Origin of the sequence: Micromonospora sp. NPDC005257, from assembly GCF_042872445.1 — a bacterium.
Classification (GTDB): domain Bacteria; phylum Actinomycetota; class Actinomycetes; order Mycobacteriales; family Micromonosporaceae; genus Micromonospora.
In genome coordinates this window covers 47,492-64,637 of record NZ_JBIAKL010000002.1, presented here as the reverse complement: position 1 = coordinate 64,637, position 17,146 = coordinate 47,492, and the positions used below count along the sequence as shown (strand labels likewise).

The window sequence follows — 17,146 nt, the reverse complement described above, 5'->3', positions numbered from 1 at the left end:
CCGGACCGCCTGCCGGCGTCAACTACGACGCAGGCAGGCGGTTCGTCGTCTCCACAGCCGTCACAGCGGGCCGCGGCCGGCGCGCAGCAGCAGGAGCGCGAGCTGGGTGCCGTCGGCGCCGAGCTCGGCCCGGAACCGCTCCAGGATCTCCCGCTCGCGGGAGAGCACCAGCCGGGTTCCACCGGACGCCATCCGGGTCGCGCCGACCTCCTGGGAGAGCGCGGCCCGCTCCTGCCAGAGCGCGATGAGCGTACGGTCGATCTCGTCGATCCGCCGCCGGATCTCGCCGATCCGCTCCGCCGCCGCCGCGTCGTCGGTGCCGGTCCGGGCAGCGGCGGCCCCGGTCGGGGCGCCGTCGGCCGGCCGGTCGTGCCGCGCCAGGCTGCCGCTGGGCTCCACCACGTCAGTCATCATCGTCGTCCCTCTCGGGGCTCGGGCCCGGTACCCGGATCCCGGAACGAAAACGCCCCGGGCTCTGGGGAGCCCGGGGCGTTTCGCAGGTCAGTGATCAGGCGCGACCCACGGCTGCCGGACTCCCGGTGCCGTAGTAAAAGTAGAAGCGCTGATCGAACACGCGTCGAGTATGCCGACCACCCGGGCGCGCGCGCAAGAAGACGCACCAACAGGTGAGACGTGCCGGTGCGCCGACCGGCGGCGCGGGCGGGGAAGTGTCCGCCGGGCGGCATAGACTCGGGCTGCGATGCATCCTCTCTTCGACATTCCCGCGTCCCCGCCCGCGCCGGAGTCCCGGCCGACCCCGCCGCGCCGCCCCGGACGCCCTGGGCCGGACCCGGGTGCCCTCCTCGACGGCCTGAACGGCCCCCAGCGGGACGCCGTGACCCACGCCGGCTCCCCGCTGCTGATCGTGGCCGGCGCCGGCTCCGGCAAGACCCGGGTGCTCACCAACCGGATCGCCTACCTGCTCGCCGCCCGCGACGTGCATCCCGGCGAGATCATCGCGATCACGTTCACGAACAAGGCCGCCGGTGAGATGAAGGAGCGGGTGGCCGCGCTGGTCGGCCCGCGCGCCCGGCTCATGTGGGTCTCGACGTTCCACTCGGCCTGCGTACGCATCCTGCGGGCCGAGCACGAGCACGCCGGCCTGAAGTCGACGTTCTCGATCTACGACGCGGACGACTCGCGCCGGTTGATGCAGATGGTCGTCCGCGAGCTGGATCTGGACCCGAAGCGCTACCCGGCCCGGGGCCTGGCCGCCCAGGTGTCGAACCTGAAGAACGAGCTGGTCGACCCGGAGGAGTTCGCCTGCCGGGCCAAGGGGCCCAACGAGCGGGCGCTGGCCGAGGCGTACACGCTCTACCAGCGGCGGCTGCGCGAGGCGCACGCGCTGGACTTCGACGACCTGATCATGACGACGGTGCATCTGCTCCAGTCGCACCCGCACGTGGCGGAGAGCTACCGGCGCCGGTTCCGGCACGTGCTCGTCGACGAGTACCAGGACACCAACCACGCCCAGTACGTGCTGATCAAGGAGCTGGTCTCCGGGACCGAGGGGATCCCGCCGGCCGAGCTGTGCGTGGTCGGCGACGCCGACCAGTCGATCTACGCGTTCCGCGGCGCGACCATCCGCAACATCCTGGAGTTCGAGCGGGACTTCACCGACGCCCGCACGATCCTGCTGGAGCAGAACTACCGCTCGACCCAGACCATCCTCAACGCGGCGAACGCGGTGATCGACCGCAACACCTCCCGCAAGCCGAAGCGGCTGTGGAGCGACGCCGGGTCCGGTGAGCAGATCGTCGGGTACGTCGCCGACACCGAGCACGCCGAGGCCGACTGGGTGGCCCGGGAGATCGACCGGCTGGTCGACGACGGCGAGACCCGCCCGGGCGACGTGGCGGTGTTCTACCGCACCAACGCCATGTCCCGGGTGTTCGAGGAGGTGTTCATCCGGGTCGGCCTGCCCTACAAGGTGGTCGGCGGGGTGCGCTTCTACGAGCGCAAGGAGGTCCGCGACGCGCTCGCCTACCTGCGCGCCGTGGTGAACGACGACGACACGGTCAGCCTGCGCCGGATTCTCAACACCCCCCGCCGGGGCATCGGCGAGCGGGCCGAGGCGTGCGTGGAGGCGCTGGCCGCGCGGGACCGCATCTCCTTCGGCGCCGCGCTGCGCCGGGCCAAGGACGCGCCGGGCATCTCCACCCGGGCGGCGAACGGCATCGCCGAGTTCGTCGCGCTGCTCGACGCGGCGCGGGAGATGGCCGACACCGGCACGCCGGAGGAGGTGCTGGAGGCGGTGCTGACCCGCTCGGGCTACCTGGCCGAGCTGGAGGAGAGCCTCGACCCGCAGGACGCCGGCCGGGTGGACAACCTCCAGGAACTGGTGAGCGTCGCCCGGGAGTACACCGAGCGGATCGAGGCGCTCGGCGCCGACGACGAGCGGGCCACCCTGGCCGGCTTCCTGGAGCAGGTGGCGCTCGTCGCCGACGCCGACCAGCTCCCGTCCGACGATCCGGACCACCAGGGCGTGGTCACCCTGATGACTCTGCACACCGCGAAGGGCCTGGAGTTCCCGGTGGTCTTCCTGACCGGCTTGGAGGACGGCGTCTTCCCGCACCTGCGCTCGCTCGGCGACACCCGTGAGCTGGAGGAGGAGCGGCGGCTGGCGTACGTGGGCATCACCCGGGCCCGCCAGCGCCTCTACCTGTCCCGCGCGGTGACCCGGTCGGCCTGGGGCGCGCCCGCGTACAACCCGCCGTCGCGGTTCCTGGAGGAGCTGCCGCCGGAGCTGGTCCGCTGGGAGCGCACCGAGGGGTCGTACACCTCGTGGGGTGGCGGAGGCGGCGGCGTCGGCGGCCGGGCGGACCGGCTGGGCCGCGGCGGCTTCGCCGGCGGCACGCCCAAGGCGACCGAGCTGGCCAAGCGGCTGGGCGTGGACGCCAGCCGGCTGTCCACCGCGAGCGAGCTGAAGCAGGCCCCGAAGGTCTCGGCCGGCGACCGGGTCAACCACCAGCGGTACGGCCTGGGCCGGGTGCTGGCGGTGGAGGGGGCCGGGCCGGGCGCCCGTGCGCAGATCGACTTCGGCGACCAGACCATGTGGCTGGTGCTGCGGCACGCCCCGATCGACAAGCTGTGAGCGTCGGGCGGTCCTGACCGGCCCACTCAACCCCCGGACGCGGCCGGGCCGCCCGGCGGCGGCTCGGCCACGCCGACGGACCACCTCGCGTCAGCAGGCCACGCCGACGCCCCGTGCGCGCAGGAACGGCGCCGGGTCGATCTGGCTCCACATCGCGCCCTGGTGCACCTCGAAGTGCAGGTGCGGGCCGGTGGAGTCGCCGGTGGAGCCCTCGTAGCCGATGACCTGACCGGCGGTGACCTTGTCGCCCACGCCGACGGCGAGCCGGCTCTGGTGGGCGTAGTGGGTCAGGTAGCCGTTGTGGTGGTCGATGAAGACGGAGATGCCGTACCCGTCGCCCACGTCACCGGCCTTGACCACGGTGCCCGCCGCGGCGGCGTGGATCGGCGTGCCGGCCGGCATGGCGAAGTCGATGCCGGCGTGCTGGGTGCCCCAGCGGGGCCCGTAGCAGGAGGTGATGCCGGCGCCCTTCATCGGGATGACCCAGGCCGGCTTCTTCGCCGCTGTCGTCCTCTTGGGCTTCGGCTTGGGTTTCGCGGTCGCCGTCTTCTTCGGCTTCCTCGGCGCCGGGGTGGTCGCGCTCGCGCTCGGCGAAGGGCTGGCCGGAACGGCGGACGGGGTGACCGGCTCGCGGGCCGAGCGGTCGGCGCGGGCGGCGTCGTCGGCGCGGGCCGCTACGCCGAGGTCGACGGCGGCCGGCGTCGGGGCGGTGGTGACGACCACGCCGCCGATGCCGAGGCCGAGCAGGGCCACCGCGCCGGTGACCACGTAGACGGTACGCCGGGCGGGGCGCGGGCGCCGGGGCCGGGCGGGGGCGTTGTCCGGGGTGGGGCTGCTGTGCTGCACGGGATCCTTCATCGGTTCGAGGGGCACGTGACCTCGAAATACTGGTGTCGGCGCAGCTCGCAGCGGGTATCGGGGGTGCGGAGGCGGCGGCGTGGGCCGTCACGGCGCGTCCGGTTTCCCGCCGCGCGACCGGTTCGGTCGAAGAGTCGATCTTCGACCACCGTGGTCCCACTCACACTCGCGGATGTGACGTGGGATACATCGGCACAGACGAAACCGCCCGGACCGTGCGGTCCGGGCGGTTAAGAGGCGTTACGGAGCGTCAGGAAGCGGCTGCGTCGCTGTAGAACTCTTCGAGTTCGAGCTGGATGTTCACGCCGCGGTCCTTGAGGTATGCCACCGGGTCCTGCGGCTGGCCCTTGACATGGATCTCGAGGTGCAGGTGGGAGCCGTAGGAGTGGCCGGTGTTGCCGACCAGGCCGAGCTGGTCGCCGGCCCTCACCTCCTGGCCTTCCTTGACCGTCACGGCGGAGGAGTGGCCGTAGATGGCCTCGCTGCCGTCGGCGTGCTTGACGATGACGGCGTAGCCGTAGCCGCCGAACCAGCCGGCCTTGGTGACCGTGCCGGCGTGGATCGCCTTGTAGGGCGTGCCTTCCGAGGCGACCAGGTCGACGCCGGTGTGCAGCTTGCCCCAGCGCATGCCGTAGGGGGACTTGAAGTCGTAGCCGTGCAGCGGCAGGAGCCACGGGTCCTGCTCGGCGGCCTTGCTGTCGGAGCGGTCGGAGCGGGAGGCGGCGTCCGCGCTCTTGCCACGGTCGGCGGCGTCCTGGCTGGCGACCGAGGCCTGCCGGAGCTCGTCGAGGACCGACGGGTTGACGCTCTTGGCGTCGGGGAGGGCGTTCGCGCCGATGGCGACGATGCCGGCGCCGACGAACGCGGTGGTGACCACCGCCGCGTAGCGGCTCCGCGGTGGGGTGGGTACGCGGCGGCGGCCGCGATAGCGATCGGGCTCAGACGACAGGCGCTGGCGCACGCACACCCTCCGTTGTCGGGGATCCGATGCGACTCCGGACCGTTCGGTGGAGCTCGGTGGAAACTCCGGTGTCGCGTCGTCACCCGTCCGTGGACCTGATGACAACCGTGGTCACGTTAGCCAACAGCCACTCCTGTCACAAGCCGAAGCGCCGAACTGCTGATTCGTTATGTCCAATTCTATCCGATCTTGTTATATCTCGTGTCGCCGGTCGGATGCCTGTTGACTGCCCATTCGTCGCGGACAGTGACCGAACGGCGGAGGTGTCCGGCTTTCCGCGTGGGGGCATGGGCGGTAGAGGGACGGGCCCGGTTGTGGGACGGTTCCGGCCCGGCTTCCCGCCTCCCGTCCGGCCGGGTTACCGTTCGTTCAGGTCAGGAGTGCCGGTGAAAGGTGTGCGCAGATGAGCTCTCGTATCCGGGTCGTCGTCGCGAAGCCCGGCCTTGACGGCCACGACCGGGGGGCCAAGGTGGTCGCCCGCGCCCTGCGCGACGGGGGCATGGAGGTCATCTACACGGGCCTGCACCAGACGCCCGAGCAGATCGTCGAGACCGCCATCCAGGAGGACGCGGACGCAGTCGGCCTGTCGGTGCTCTCCGGCGCGCACATGACGCTGTTCAAGCGCGTCGTCGAACTGCTCGGCGAGCGCGACGCCACCGACATCGTGGTGTTCGGCGGCGGCATCATCCCCGACGCCGACATCCCGGAGCTGGAGCGGCTCGGCGTCGCGAAGATCTTCACCCCGGGCGCGACCACCGGCTCGATCGTCGAGTGGGTCCGGGAGAACGTCGCCCAGCCGGTCGGCTGACCCGCCGCGTCTGCGGCCTCGCGTTCCCTCCCCCGGGCACGGGGGAGGGGCCGGACGCACCCCTCACACGCCCGGCCCCTCTATGCACGATGCCCCGCCGCCACCCCTCGACCGACAGGGCATCGGCCGCTCCCGTCGTCGCGCTTGACCAGCGCGCCGACATCACACTCAACGAGGCCCCCGACGGGCGGTTACGCCCCGGGCCGGACATCCCCCGGACGGCTGACGCCCGCCCGCGCCGACGCGGCGGTGACCGGGCCGGCCGAGCCCGGCCTGTGCATTACCGCACACCGCGCACCCGCTCGGTTGCCGCCCGTTCCCATCTCGTTAGGCTGCGGCAAATGGCCTGTCTCATCTGATGACAGGCGTCAAACTGATTTCCGAAGCTGGTGGCGGCGCGACGGCGCGCCGCGGAGACGGGACGGGACGCGCAATCGTGGACCTGTACGAGTACCAGGGGCGGGACCTCTTCGAGCGGCACGGCTTGCCCGTGCTCGCCGGCGGCGTCGCCACTACCCCGGAAGAGGCCCGCGCGATCGCCGAACGCCTCGGCGGCCGGGTGGTCGTCAAGGCGCAGGTGAAGGTCGGTGGCCGCGGCAAGGCCGGCGGCGTGAAGCTGGCCGAGGGCGCGGAGGAGACGGTGGCCCGGGCCACCGACATCCTCGGCATGGACATCAAGGGTCACACCGTCCACAAGGTCATGATCACCGTGACCGCGGACGTGGCCGAGGAGTACTACTTCTCCTATCTGCTCGACCGGGCGAACCGCACCTTCCTCTGCATCGCCAGCGTGGCCGGCGGCATGGACATCGAGCAGGTCGCGGCCGAGACCCCGGACCGGGTCGTGAAGGCGCCGATCGACGCCAACACCGGCGTGGACGAGGCCAAGGCCCGGGAGATCGTCACCGCGGCCGGTTTCCCGGCCGAGATCGCCGACCAGGTGGTCGACGTCGCGGTCAAGCTCTGGCAGGCGTTCGTGGCCGAGGACGCCACGCTCGTCGAGGTGAACCCGCTGGCCACCACCAAGGACGGCAAGCTGCTGCTCCTGGACGCCAAGATCACCCTGGACGAGAACGCCGCGTTCCGGCACCCGGACCACGAGGCCCTGGTCGACCAGGCGTCGGTGGACCCGCTGGAGCAGGCCGCGAAGGCCAAGGACCTCAACTACGTCAAGCTCGACGGCGAGGTCGGCATCATCGGCAACGGCGCGGGCCTGGTCATGTCCACGCTCGACGTGGTCGCGTACGCGGGCGAGCGGCACGGCGGCGTGAAGCCGGCCAACTTCCTCGACATCGGCGGCGGCGCGAGCGCCGAGGTGATGGCGAACGGCCTGGAGATCGTCCTGTCCGACCCGTCGGTCAAGAGCGTCTTCGTCAACGTGTTCGGCGGCATCACCGCCTGTGACGCGGTGGCGAACGGCATCGTGCAGGCGCTGGCGCTGCTGGAGCAGCGGGGCGAGAAGGCCACCAAGCCGCTCGTCGTGCGCCTCGACGGCAACAACGCCGAGGCCGGTCGGGCCATCCTCGACGGCGCGGCCAACCCGCTGATCCAGCGGGTCGACACCATGGACGGCGCGGCCGAGCGGGCCGCCGAGCTGGCAGCTGCGGGGGTCTGACAATGGCTATCTGGCTGACCAAGGACTCCAAGGTCATCGTGCAGGGGATGACCGGTTCCGAGGGTTCCAAGCACACCCGGCGGATGCTCGCCGCCGGCACCAACGTGGTCGGCGGCGTCAACCCGCGCAAGGCCGGCACCACTGTCGACTTCGACGGCACCGAGCTGCCCGTCTTCGCCTCCGTCGCGGACGCGATGAAGGACACCGGCGCGGACGTCACCGTCATCTTCGTGCCGCCGCAGTTCACCAAGGCCGCTGTGGTCGAGGCGATCGACGCCGGCATCGACCTGGCCGTGGTGATCACCGAGGGCGTGCCGGTGCACGACACCGCCGCCTTCTGGGCGTACAACCAGTCCAAGGGCGAGCGGACCCGGATCATCGGCCCGAACTGCCCGGGCATCGCCTCGCCGGGCGCGTCCAACGCCGGCATCATCCCGGCCGACATCACCGGCTCCGGCCGGATCGGCCTGGTCAGCAAGAGCGGCACGCTGACCTACCAGATGATGTACGAGCTGCGCGACATCGGCTTCTCCACCTGCGTCGGCATCGGCGGTGACCCGATCATCGGCACCACCCACATCGACGCCCTGGCCGCCTTCGAGGCGGACCCGGAGACCGACGCGATCGTCATGATCGGTGAGATCGGTGGCGACGCCGAGGAGCGGGCGGCCGAGTTCATCAAGGCCAACGTCACCAAGCCGGTGGTCGGCTACATCGCCGGCTTCACCGCCCCGCCCGGCAAGACGATGGGCCACGCCGGCGCCATCATCTCGGGCTCGGCGGGCACCGCCGACGCGAAGAAGGCAGCGCTGGAGGCGGTGGGCGTCAAGGTCGGCAAGACCCCGACCGAGACCGCCAACCTGATGCGGGAGCTCATGTCCGGCCGCTGAGCGGTCGAGTGACGCGCCGAGGGGGCCGACCGGGTTACCGGTCGGCCCCCTCGCGCTCAGCGGTACCAGTACGGGTAGTACGAGTTGCCCCGGGCGCGCACGACGGCGCTGGCGATGATGTTGATCACGCCGAACGCGACGCCCAGCCAGCCGAGCAACTGCGACCTGCGGTTGCGCCGGGCGTCACGGATCGACAGCGCGCCGAAGACGATGCCCAGGATGCCGCAGCAGAACAGGCCGAAGACGATGCCGAGGACGCCCCAGAGCGTGGTCCGGTCGCGGCCGGCGGCCGGTGGCGGCGGTGGCGGCGGATACGGAGCGTGCACGGCTTCCTCCGGACGGTCGGCGCCGCGACGGGAACGGTCGCGTCTGAGGCCGAGGCTAGACCGGATCACCGCCGCCGGGCCGGGGTTCGGCGAACTCGCCGCGCTGCCGACCCGGTATCGGACTGCCGTCCTTCGCGCGGCGTGCCAGAGTAGACACGATGTCACGCGTCACCCCTGATCAGCCCCGCCGTCCGGCCACCGGTCCTTCGGCCGGCGTCCGGCCGCCCGGCCGCGCCCGTCCGGCCGCGCGGGTGCCCGCGCCCCGATCGGGTGAGGAGCCGCGCAGCCGGGCTCCGCTACCGGTCGCCGCCGGGGTGGCCGCGCTCTGGGCGGCGCTGACCTCCTGGCTGCCGGTCTCCGCCGTGCTCGGCCTCGCCCAGCTCAGCGAGGACGCCGGGTCGTTCGGCGGCGCGTTGCGCGCCGGCCTGGTCGGCTGGCTGCTCGGCCACGGGGTCCCGTTGCAGACCACCGCCGGGCCGCTGGGCCTGGCGCCGCTCGCGCTCAGCGCGCTCGCCGTCTGGCGGCTCACCCGCGCCGGGGTGCACGTCAGCCGGGCCGTCGGGGCACGCGGGGTGGGCTCGCCCCGCCAGGCGCTCACCGTCGCGGTCGCCGTCGGCATCGGGTACGCGCTGCTCGGTGCGCTCGCCGCGCTCGCTGTCGACGCGGGTGGCCTGCGGGTCTCCCCGGTCACCGCCGCGCTCACGTTCGCCGCGTTCGGCGTACCGGCCGCCCTGGTCGGCGCGCTGCGCACCACAGGCGTCTGGGCGCTGCTGGCCACGCGCTGCCCCCCACCGGTGCGCGACGGCCTGCGTACCGGACTGGTCGCGGCGCTGCTCCTGTGCGGCGCGGGCGCCGGTGCGGCCGGGCTGGCGGTGGCCACCGGCGGCGGCGACGCGGCCGACATGATCGGGGCGTACCGGACCGGGGTGGCCGGTCAGGCGGGCATCACGCTGGTCAGCCTCGCCTACGCGCCGAACGCCGTCGCCTGGTCGGCCAGCTACCTGCTCGGTCCCGGGTTCGCGGTCGGCACCGACAGCGCCGTACGCACGAGCGAGGTCTCCGTCGGCGCGCTGCCGGCCGTACCGCTGCTGGCCGGCCTGCCGCGCGGGCCGATGGACGGGCTGGGTGGCGCGTTGCTGGCCGTGCCGGTGCTGGCCGCGATGGCGGCCGGCTGGCTGCTGGCCCGGCGGCTGCTGCGCACGGCGGCCGAGGAGCGGGCCGAGGTGGGCTGGCCGGCGCTGCTGCTGCCGGCAGCGCTCGCCGGGCCGGTCGCCGGCGCGCTGCTCGGACTGTTCGCGGCGGCCTCCGGCGGGCCGCTCGGCGGCGGCCGGCTGGCCGAGATCGGCCCGTCGCCGTGGGCGGTGGCCGCGGTGGCCACGCTCGTGATCGGCGTGGGCGCGGTGCTCGGCGCCGCCGCCACCCGCACGCTCGCCCGCGCCCGCTGACGCGCGGCGCCTGGCGGGGCCGGAATACGCGTCAGGGGCGCCCACCGGTCGGCGGACGCCCCTGAACGGGGACGATCAGGGCTGGGTCGGCAGGCCGATGTTGGCGACCACGCCCAGGATGATCAGGATGATGCCCAGGCCGGCGCCGATCGCGCCGCAGATCAGACCGGTCTTGGCCTGACCGTCGTTGTTGGCGAGCCCCTGCGCGGCCTTCTGGCGGCCCAGGTAGCCGGTGATGACCGCGGCGATACCGAGCGGGATGCCCAGGTAGAAGCAGCAGACCATCGGGATCGAGGCGATACCGAGGATCATCGAGACGAGACCCAGCGTGTTGCTCGGGGCCTGGCCCGGCCCGGCCGGGTAGCCGGTGCCCGGGTACTGCGGCGCGGCGCCGTACGGCTGCTTCTGCGCGTACGGGTCCTGGCCGTAGGCGGGCTGACCCGAGGTGGGCTGGCCGTACGGCTGGCCCGAGATGGGCTGCTGTCCGTACTCCGGCTGCTGTCCGTACTCCGGCTGCTGCCCGTACTGCGGCTGCTGCCCGTACTGCGGCTGCTGGCCGTACTGCGGGGCCTGCGGCGGCGGGGCGTACGGGTCATGCGGCTGACTGGTCGGATCCTGGTTCGGCTGCTGGCCGTACGGGTCCTGTCCGGGGTAACCGGGCTGCATGTCTGGGTGCTCCTCAGATCGGTTCGGGTTGTCGGTCAGTTCGTGCTGCTGCCACCGACGAGACCGGCCAGGCCGCCGAAGAGGCAACACACCACGATGATGCCGATCCAGATCAGGCCGACGATGAGGGCCCACTTGGACCACTTCTTGGACTCGGCGGCGGCGGCCTGGGCGCCGGCGTAGTCACCCTGCTGGATCAGCGGGTTGACCTTCGACGCGTTGATGATGGCCGGGATCGCGAGCGGCCAGAACAGGAAGATCGCGACGATGGACATCGTCATGTTGTTGTCGATCTGCTGCGGCTGCTGCGGGGGGTATCCGGGCTGCATGCGAAGACTCCTCGGTCCGACGGCACGCGGCGTGCCGGGTTCTACGTGGGGGTGCGGGCCGGGCGCGAGACCGGACACCGAGCGACCGGCAGCGTACCGCGATCGTGCCATCGGCGAGGTCAGCCGATGGGCTGCCGCCCCGTAACCGAGCCGCCTGACCTGCCCGATAGGGTTGCCCGGTGACCGAGCCCGCGTCCGTCGCCCGCCTCGTCGTCCTCATCTCCGGCTCCGGCAGCAACCTCCAGGCGCTGCTGGACGCCACCGCCGACCCCGGGTACGGCGCCCGGGTGGTCGCCGTCGGCGCCGACCGGGACGGGATCGCCGGCCTGGACCGGGCCGCCAACGCGGGTGTGCCGTCCTTCGTCGAGCGCGTCAAGGACCACCCCACCCGCGTCGACTGGGACAAGGCGCTCACCGCGCGGGTCGCCGAGCACCGGCCCGACCTGGTCATCAGCGCCGGTTTCCTCAAGCTGGTCGGCCCGGAGTTCCTGGCCGCGTTCGGCGACCGCTACCTCAACACGCACAACACGCTGCTGCCGGCGTTCCCCGGCATCCACGGCCCCCGCGACGCGCTGGCGTACGGCGTGAAGGTCACCGGGGCCACCCTGTTCTTCGTCGACGCCGGCATGGACACCGGGCCGATCGTGGCCCAGGTCGCCGTGCCGGTGCACGACGACGACGACGAGGACGCGCTCACCGAGCGCATCAAGTCCGCCGAGCGGCGCCAGCTCGTCGAGCAGGTCGGCCGCCTGGTTCGTGAAGGTTGGACGATCACCGGCAGAAAGGTCACCATCCCGTGAACGCCACTGAGGACGCCGGCCGCCGCCCGATCCGGCGCGCGCTGGTCAGCGTCTACGACAAGACCGGCCTGGCCGAGCTGGCCCGCGCTCTGCACGAGGCCGGCGTGGAGATCGTGTCGACCGGGAGCACCGCGTCGACGATCTCCGGCGCCGGGGTGCCGGTGACGCCGGTCGAGCAGGTCACCGGCTTCCCGGAGATCCTCGACGGGCGGGTCAAGACGCTGCACCCGACGATCCACGGCGGCCTCCTCGCCGACCTGCGCAAGGACGCGCACGCCGCCCAGCTCGACGAGCACGGCATCGCCGGCATCGACCTGCTGGTCTCCAACCTCTACCCGTTCCAGGCCACCGTCGCCTCCGGCGCCGACGCCGACGAGTGCGTGGAGCAGATCGACATCGGCGGCCCGGCGATGGTGCGGGCCGCGGCGAAGAACCACGCCTCGGTGGCGGTGGTGACCGACCCGGCGGCGTACCCGGCGGTGGTCGCCGCGCTCGCCGACGGCGGCTTCACGCTGGCCCAGCGCCGGGCGCTCGCCGCCCGCGCGTTCGCCGACATCGCCGACTACGACGTCGCGGTGGCCGACTGGTTCGCCACCACAGTGGCGCCGGCGCAGGACGGCTGGCCGCAGTTCGCCGGGCTGGCGCTGCGCCGCCAGGCGGTGCTGCGGTACGGCGAGAACCCGCACCAGGCGGCAGCGCTCTACACCGACCCGGGCGCGCCGGCCGGGCTGGCCCAGGCCGAGCAGTTGCACGGCAAGGAGATGTCCTACAACAACTACGTCGACGCGGACGCCGCCTGGCGGGCCGCCAACGACTTCCCGGACCAGCCGGCGGTGGCGATCATCAAGCACGCCAACCCGTGCGGCATCGCGGTCGGCGCGGACGTGGCCGAGGCGCACCGCAAGGCGCACGCCTGCGACCCGGTCTCCGCGTTCGGCGGCGTGATCGCGGTGAACCGGCCGGTCGGCGCGGCGATGGCCGGTCAGGTCGCGGAGATCTTCACCGAGGTGCTGGTGGCGCCCGGCTTCGACGAGGCCGCGCTGGAGTTGCTGCGGGCCAAGAAGAACCTCCGCCTGCTGCGGGCGCCCGCGTTCGCCGTACGGCCGGCGGAGTGGCGGCAGGTCAGCGGCGGCGTGCTGGTGCAGACGCGGGACGCGGTCGACGCGCCCGGCGACGACCCGTCCGGCTGGACGCTGGCCACCGGCGACCCGGCCGACGAGGCGACGCTGCGCGACCTGGCGTTCGCCTGGCGGGCGGTCCGCGCGGTGAAGAGCAACGCCATCCTGCTGGCCCGCGACGGCGCCACCGTCGGCGTCGGCATGGGCCAGGTGAACCGGGTGGACTCGGCGCGGCTGGCGGTCAGCCGGGCCGGTGACGAGCGGGCCCGTGGCTCGGTCTGCGCCTCGGACGCGTTCTTCCCGTTCGCCGACGGTCCGCAGATCCTCATCGACGCCGGGGTACGGGCGATCGTGCAGCCCGGCGGCTCGATCCGCGACGAGGAGACCATCGCGGCCTGCAAGGCGGCCGGCGTGACCATGTACCTCACCGGCACCCGGCACTTCTTCCACTGACCGGTCGGGCCCTGCCCGTCCGGGTGCGTCAGTCGTCCACACGGCGGACGCACCCGGACGCCGGGCCGTTGCCCGCCGACGGAGGCGGTTGCTAGCGTGTGCGCGGCGACGATCGATCGTCTCCGCTGTCTGTGAGCCCGGCAGGTGTGCCATGCGCGTTCGCGACCGGTTGATCGCCGTCGTCGTCACGCTGGCGTTCGTCCTGGCCGGGCTGGGAGCGGCGGCCGCGCCCGCCGTCACCGCACCGATCGTCGCAGCGCTCGCCGACGCGCCGCCCGCCGCGGCCGCCGCCTCGGCGAGCGGAACGAGCCCTGTCGCGCTGCGTGGCACGTACCCCGGAATCTCCCGGCCGGAGCTCGTCGCCGGGCCGTGGCACGAGCACGGCGGCGGCCTCGGCTACACCGACGGCCCGGACGACCCGGCCCCGGCCGCGCTCCCGCGCGTGGCCGGCCCGGTCGTGCCGGAGCCGGTCGCGCCCGCGCCCCGACCGCCGGTCGTGCCGCTGCCGCCGCGCGGCCCGCTCGCCGCGCGCGCCCCGCCGGCCGCCTGAGCGCACCGAACCCGCAGCCCGCGCCGGGACGCCGCGCTCGCGCCGTACCGGAACCGCCGCGTCGACCCGGCGGTTCCGCCGCGAGCTGCCGTGCGCCGGTACGGCGGCGCGCCTCACGCCGCCGGGCCCTCTCGGGTTCGTCCGGGTCCGCCGTCCGCACGCGTGCCCGCATCGGAGGCCCCGCCCCCTCTTCCTCCGGGGGACGGGGCCTCCGTCGTCACGCCTCGGCGCGTACCTCGGCGAAGTGGCAGGCGCTGGGGTGCGGGTCCGCCGCGCGGGGCACCGCCTGCGGATCCTGCGTCGCGCAGACCTCCTCGGCCTTCCAGCAGCGGGTCCGGAAGTGACAGCCGGACGGCGGCTCGGCCGGGCTGGGCACGTCGCCGGTGAGCCGGATGATGGTCCGCCGGTCGCGGGCCTCCGGGTCCGGCACCGGCACCGCCGACAGCAGCGCCTGGGTGTACGGGTGGGTAGCGCGCTGGTAGATCTGCTCCTCGGTGCCGATCTCCACGATCCGGCCCAGGTACATCACCGCCACCCGGTCGGAGATGTGCCGCACCACCGACAGGTCGTGGGCGATGAAGATGTACGACAGCCCCAGCTCGTCCTGGAGCTGCCCCAACAGGTTGATCACCTGGGCCTGGATGGACACGTCGAGGGCCGACACCGGCTCGTCGCAGACGATGATCTCGGGCCGCAGCGCCAGCGCCCGGGCGATGCCGATGCGCTGCCGCTGGCCGCCGGAGAACTGGTGCGGGTAGCGGTTGACGTGCTCCGGGTTGAGCCCGACCACCTCCAGCAGCTCCTGCACCCGCTGCCGCCGGCTGCGCTTCGGCGCGACCTCCGGGTGGATCTCGAACGGCTCGCCGACGATGTCGCCGACCGTCATTCGCGGGTTCAGCGAGGTGTACGGATCCTGCATCACCATCTGCATGTTGCGGCGCAGCCGGCGCAGGTCCGCCCCGGTGGCCCGGAGCAGGTCGCGTCCCTCCAGCGTGACCCGCCCGGCGGTGGGCGTCTCCAGGCGCATGAGCAGCCGGGCCAGCGTCGACTTGCCGCAGCCGGACTCGCCCACCACGCCGAGCGTCTCGCCGCGCCGCAGCTCGAACGAGACGCCGTCGACGGCCTTGACCTGGCCGATGGTCTTCTTGAACAGCACGCCCTGGCTGATCGGAAAGTGCTTGACCAGGTGGTCGACGGCGAGGAGCGTCTCGCCGCGCACCTTGGCGGGTTCAGCCGTCGCGGTCATCGTGCACCTCCTGGGCGAAGTGACACGCGCTGGTCCGCCCGTCGCCGAGCACCAGGTCGTGCGGCACCTCGTCCACGCAGACCGGCTGGACGTACGGGCACCGGGGGTGGAACGGGCAGCCGGACGGGATCGCCATCAGGTTCGGCGGCAGCCCGCGGATGCTGGACAGTGCCTGGCCGCGCACGTCCAGGCGCGGGATCGACTCCAGCAACCCCTTCGTGTACGGGTGAGCCGGCGCCCGGTACAGCGCGTGCACGCCGGCGTGCTCGATGATCCGGCCCGCGTACATGACCGCGATCCGGTCCGCCACGCCGGCGACCACGCCCAGGTCGTGGGTGATCAGGATGAGCGCCATGCCGAGATCCCGGCGCAGGTCGGCCAGGAGGTCCATGATCTGCGCCTGCACCGTGACGTCCAGCGCGGTGGTCGGCTCGTCGGCGATCAGCACCTTCGGGTCGAGCGCCAGCGCCATGGCGATCATGACGCGTTGCCGCATGCCGCCGGAGAACTGGTGCGGGTAGTCGCCGAGCCGCTTCGCCGCCGCCGGGATCCGGACCAGGTCCATCAGCTCGACGGTGCGCCTGCGCGCGTCGGCGCGGGACATGCCGGCCCGCTCGCGCAGCGACTCGCCGATCTGCCAGCCGACGGGAAAGACCGGGTTCAACGCCGACAGCGCGTCCTGGAAGATCATCGCGATCTCGGCGCCGCGGACCTGCCGGCGCTCCTCCTCCGGGCGGGTGAGCAGGTCCCGCCCCTGGTAGAGGATCTGCCCGCCGCGCACGTACGCGGGCGGAGTGTCCAGGATGCCCATGATCGCCTGCGCGGTGACGGACTTGCCGGAGCCGGACTCGCCGAGCACCGCGAGCGTCTCACCGGCGTCCAGGTGGTACGTCACCCCGTTGATCACCCGGGCCACGCCCTCCCGGGTACGGAACTCGACGTGCAGGTCCCGTACCTCAAGCAGGTGCCCGCCCGGCGGGGTGGGTGAGGCCGGCGTGGGCCGGACCGCGTTCTGAGACATGAACGGTCACCGCAGCTTCGGGTCGAAGGCGTCGCGGATCGCGTCGCCGAGCATGATGAAGGCGAGCACGGTCAGGGCGAGGAACGTCGACGGCACGATCAGCGGGGTGGCCGACTCGCGCATGTGCACCCGGCCGGCGTCGATGTCGATGCCCCAGGAGATGGTCGGCGCCTTGAGGCCGATGCCGAGGAAGCTCAGCGTCGCCTCGGCCGCGATGAAGGACCCGAGCGCGATGGTGAGGACCACGATGGCCGGGGCGAGCGCGTTCGGCAGGATGTGCCGCCACATGATCCGGCCGTTACCGGCCCCGAGCATCCGGGCGGCCGCCACGTAGTCCTGCTCCCGGGCGGTGATCACCGAGGAGCGGACCACCCGGGCCGCCGTGGTCCACCCGAGCAGCGCCAGGACGAGGATCACCGCGAACAGCCGTACCGTGTCGCCGCTGGTGCTCACGCGCTTGAGCAGCACGATCGCGGCCAGCAGCAGCGGGATGCCGAGCACGATGTCGATCACCCGGGACAGCACCGCGTCGACCCAGCCGCCGAAGTAGCCGGCGAGCATGCCGACGACCAGCGCGATGACGCCGGTGATCAGCGCGGAGAACGCGCCGACGAGCAGCGAGGCGCGAGCGCCGTAGACCGCCCGGGCGAACGTGTCGCAGCCCTGGAAGTCGTACCCGAAGATGGCCCCGCCGGACGGTCCGGCGTGCTGCCGGGACAGCACGCAGTCACGCGGGTCGTTGGCGGCGAACAGCCCGGGTGCGACGGCCATCGCGGCGACCAGCACCACCAGCAGCAGGCTGATCCAGAAGACCGGGTTGCGGCGCAGGTCCCGCCAGGCGTCCCCGGCCAGGCTGCGGGCCCGGTCCGGCCGCCCGGCGCGGCCGGGCGTGCCCGGTTCGCCGGAGACGCCGCGCCGCGCGGCCTGGTTCTCGGTCGCCGCCACCGTCTCGAAGTCGCTCACGGC

17 protein-coding genes are annotated in these 17,146 nt (G+C 73.1%); 8 read left to right on the top strand and 9 right to left on the bottom strand.

Annotated elements, in window-relative coordinates:
• Positions 1-60: 60 nt before the first annotated feature.
• On the bottom strand, positions 61-414 hold the full coding sequence (locus ACFYO8_RS03765; RefSeq protein WP_354870662.1) for a chorismate mutase: 354 nt from the start codon (positions 412-414) through the stop codon (positions 61-63).
• A 286-nt stretch (positions 415-700) separates the two neighbouring features.
• On the opposite strand from ACFYO8_RS03765, the gene pcrA reads away from it, so the two are divergent.
• Positions 701-3,094 (top strand): DNA helicase PcrA, encoded by a 2,394-nt coding sequence (gene pcrA, locus ACFYO8_RS03760; protein WP_355014823.1) that lies wholly within the window; start codon positions 701-703, stop codon positions 3,092-3,094.
• 90 nt (positions 3,095-3,184) lie between these two features.
• Here the strand turns inward: pcrA and ACFYO8_RS03755 are convergent, their stop codons facing one another.
• Together ACFYO8_RS03755 and ACFYO8_RS03750 are read right to left on the bottom strand one after the other, a co-directional pair.
• The gene (locus ACFYO8_RS03755; protein WP_387188763.1) at positions 3,185-3,940 is read right to left on the bottom strand and encodes a M23 family metallopeptidase; all 756 of its coding nucleotides are present in this window, start codon (positions 3,938-3,940) and stop codon (positions 3,185-3,187) included.
• Positions 3,941-4,202: 262 nt separating this feature from the next.
• On the bottom strand, positions 4,203-4,913 hold the full coding sequence (locus ACFYO8_RS03750) for a M23 family metallopeptidase (RefSeq protein ID WP_357711093.1): 711 nt from the start codon (positions 4,911-4,913) through the stop codon (positions 4,203-4,205).
• Positions 4,914-5,316: 403 nt separating this feature from the next.
• On the opposite strand from ACFYO8_RS03750, the gene ACFYO8_RS03745 reads away from it, so the two are divergent.
• The 3 genes from ACFYO8_RS03745 to sucD all read left to right on the top strand — a co-directional run bounded on the left by ACFYO8_RS03745 (position 5,317) and on the right by sucD (position 8,226).
• Positions 5,317-5,721 (top strand): cobalamin B12-binding domain-containing protein, encoded by a 405-nt coding sequence (locus ACFYO8_RS03745; RefSeq protein ID WP_354870670.1) that lies wholly within the window; start codon positions 5,317-5,319, stop codon positions 5,719-5,721.
• Between the two features lie 436 nt (positions 5,722-6,157).
• Positions 6,158-7,336, top strand: coding sequence for an ADP-forming succinate--CoA ligase subunit beta (sucC, locus tag ACFYO8_RS03740; RefSeq protein WP_354870673.1), 1,179 nt, complete (start codon positions 6,158-6,160; stop codon positions 7,334-7,336).
• A gap of 2 nt (positions 7,337-7,338) precedes the next feature.
• The gene (gene sucD, locus ACFYO8_RS03735; protein ID WP_354870676.1) at positions 7,339-8,226 is read left to right on the top strand and encodes a succinate--CoA ligase subunit alpha; all 888 of its coding nucleotides are present in this window, start codon (positions 7,339-7,341) and stop codon (positions 8,224-8,226) included.
• A 56-nt stretch (positions 8,227-8,282) separates the two neighbouring features.
• Here sucD and ACFYO8_RS03730 read toward each other — a convergent pair whose 3' ends face one another.
• Positions 8,283-8,552, bottom strand: coding sequence for a DUF4190 domain-containing protein (locus ACFYO8_RS03730; protein WP_354870678.1), 270 nt, complete (start codon positions 8,550-8,552; stop codon positions 8,283-8,285).
• 158 nt (positions 8,553-8,710) lie between these two features.
• On the opposite strand from ACFYO8_RS03730, the gene ACFYO8_RS03725 reads away from it, so the two are divergent.
• A complete protein-coding gene (locus ACFYO8_RS03725) occupies positions 8,711-9,997 on the top strand; it encodes a DUF6350 family protein (protein ID WP_354870681.1) in 1,287 nt (428 codons plus the stop codon).
• 75 nt (positions 9,998-10,072) lie between these two features.
• Here the strand turns inward: ACFYO8_RS03725 and ACFYO8_RS03720 are convergent, their stop codons facing one another.
• Complete coding sequence (locus ACFYO8_RS03720; protein ID WP_357711086.1) at positions 10,073-10,663, bottom strand: DUF4190 domain-containing protein; 591 nt, start codon at positions 10,661-10,663, stop codon at positions 10,073-10,075.
• Between the two features lie 35 nt (positions 10,664-10,698).
• On the bottom strand, positions 10,699-10,992 hold the full coding sequence (locus ACFYO8_RS03715; RefSeq protein ID WP_354870687.1) for a CD225/dispanin family protein: 294 nt from the start codon (positions 10,990-10,992) through the stop codon (positions 10,699-10,701).
• Between the two features lie 179 nt (positions 10,993-11,171).
• Between ACFYO8_RS03715 and purN the strand changes: the two genes are divergently transcribed.
• The 3 genes from purN (at position 11,172) to ACFYO8_RS03700 (ending at position 13,913) form a co-directional block, all read left to right on the top strand.
• Positions 11,172-11,792, top strand: a complete 621-nt coding sequence (gene purN / locus ACFYO8_RS03710; RefSeq protein ID WP_354870690.1) for a phosphoribosylglycinamide formyltransferase — start codon at positions 11,172-11,174, stop codon at positions 11,790-11,792.
• On the top strand, positions 11,789-13,363 hold the full coding sequence (gene purH / locus ACFYO8_RS03705; protein WP_354870693.1) for a bifunctional phosphoribosylaminoimidazolecarboxamide formyltransferase/IMP cyclohydrolase: 1,575 nt from the start codon (positions 11,789-11,791) through the stop codon (positions 13,361-13,363). The genes purN and purH overlap by 4 nt, the downstream gene beginning before the upstream one ends.
• 151 nt (positions 13,364-13,514) lie before the next feature.
• Positions 13,515-13,913 carry a hypothetical protein gene (locus ACFYO8_RS03700; RefSeq protein ID WP_354870695.1) on the top strand — a complete coding sequence of 133 codons (399 nt, stop codon included), beginning with the start codon at positions 13,515-13,517 and terminating at the stop codon, positions 13,911-13,913.
• 217 nt (positions 13,914-14,130) lie between these two features.
• On the opposite strand, the gene ACFYO8_RS03695 is transcribed toward ACFYO8_RS03700, so the two are convergent.
• Genes ACFYO8_RS03695 through ACFYO8_RS03685 form a run of 3 tightly spaced genes read right to left on the bottom strand, consistent with a single transcriptional unit; the run spans position 14,131 to position 17,143 of the window.
• Positions 14,131-15,159 carry a dipeptide ABC transporter ATP-binding protein gene (locus ACFYO8_RS03695; protein ID WP_355094237.1) on the bottom strand — a complete coding sequence of 343 codons (1,029 nt, stop codon included), beginning with the start codon at positions 15,157-15,159 and terminating at the stop codon, positions 14,131-14,133.
• Positions 15,143-16,180, bottom strand: a complete 1,038-nt coding sequence (locus tag ACFYO8_RS03690) for an ABC transporter ATP-binding protein (protein ID WP_355094240.1) — start codon at positions 16,178-16,180, stop codon at positions 15,143-15,145. The genes ACFYO8_RS03695 and ACFYO8_RS03690 overlap by 17 nt, the downstream gene beginning before the upstream one ends.
• A 6-nt stretch (positions 16,181-16,186) precedes the next feature.
• Positions 16,187-17,143, bottom strand: a complete 957-nt coding sequence (locus tag ACFYO8_RS03685; protein ID WP_071097812.1) for an ABC transporter permease — start codon at positions 17,141-17,143, stop codon at positions 16,187-16,189.
• Positions 17,144-17,146: the final 3 nt, after the last annotated feature.

What these genes read in the sequence shown, in the direction of transcription:
- ACFYO8_RS03765 (WP_354870662.1), bottom strand. Translation starts at nt 414, where the DNA reads ATGATGACTGACGTGGTGGAGCCCAGCGGCAGCCTGGCGCGGCACGAC.
- pcrA (WP_355014823.1), top strand. Translation starts at nt 701, where the DNA reads ATGCATCCTCTCTTCGACATTCCCGCGTCCCCGCCCGCGCCGGAGTCC.
- ACFYO8_RS03745 (WP_354870670.1), top strand. Translation starts at nt 5,317, where the DNA reads ATGAGCTCTCGTATCCGGGTCGTCGTCGCGAAGCCCGGCCTTGACGGC.
- sucD (WP_354870676.1), top strand. Translation starts at nt 7,339, where the DNA reads ATGGCTATCTGGCTGACCAAGGACTCCAAGGTCATCGTGCAGGGGATG.
- ACFYO8_RS03725 (WP_354870681.1), top strand. Translation starts at nt 8,711, where the DNA reads ATGTCACGCGTCACCCCTGATCAGCCCCGCCGTCCGGCCACCGGTCCT.
- ACFYO8_RS03720 (WP_357711086.1), bottom strand. Translation starts at nt 10,663, where the DNA reads ATGCAGCCCGGTTACCCCGGACAGGACCCGTACGGCCAGCAGCCGAAC.
- ACFYO8_RS03715 (WP_354870687.1), bottom strand. Translation starts at nt 10,992, where the DNA reads ATGCAGCCCGGATACCCCCCGCAGCAGCCGCAGCAGATCGACAACAAC.
- ACFYO8_RS03700 (WP_354870695.1), top strand. Translation starts at nt 13,515, where the DNA reads ATGCGCGTTCGCGACCGGTTGATCGCCGTCGTCGTCACGCTGGCGTTC.
- ACFYO8_RS03695 (WP_355094237.1), bottom strand. Translation starts at nt 15,159, where the DNA reads ATGACCGCGACGGCTGAACCCGCCAAGGTGCGCGGCGAGACGCTCCTC.
- ACFYO8_RS03690 (WP_355094240.1), bottom strand. Translation starts at nt 16,180, where the DNA reads ATGTCTCAGAACGCGGTCCGGCCCACGCCGGCCTCACCCACCCCGCCG.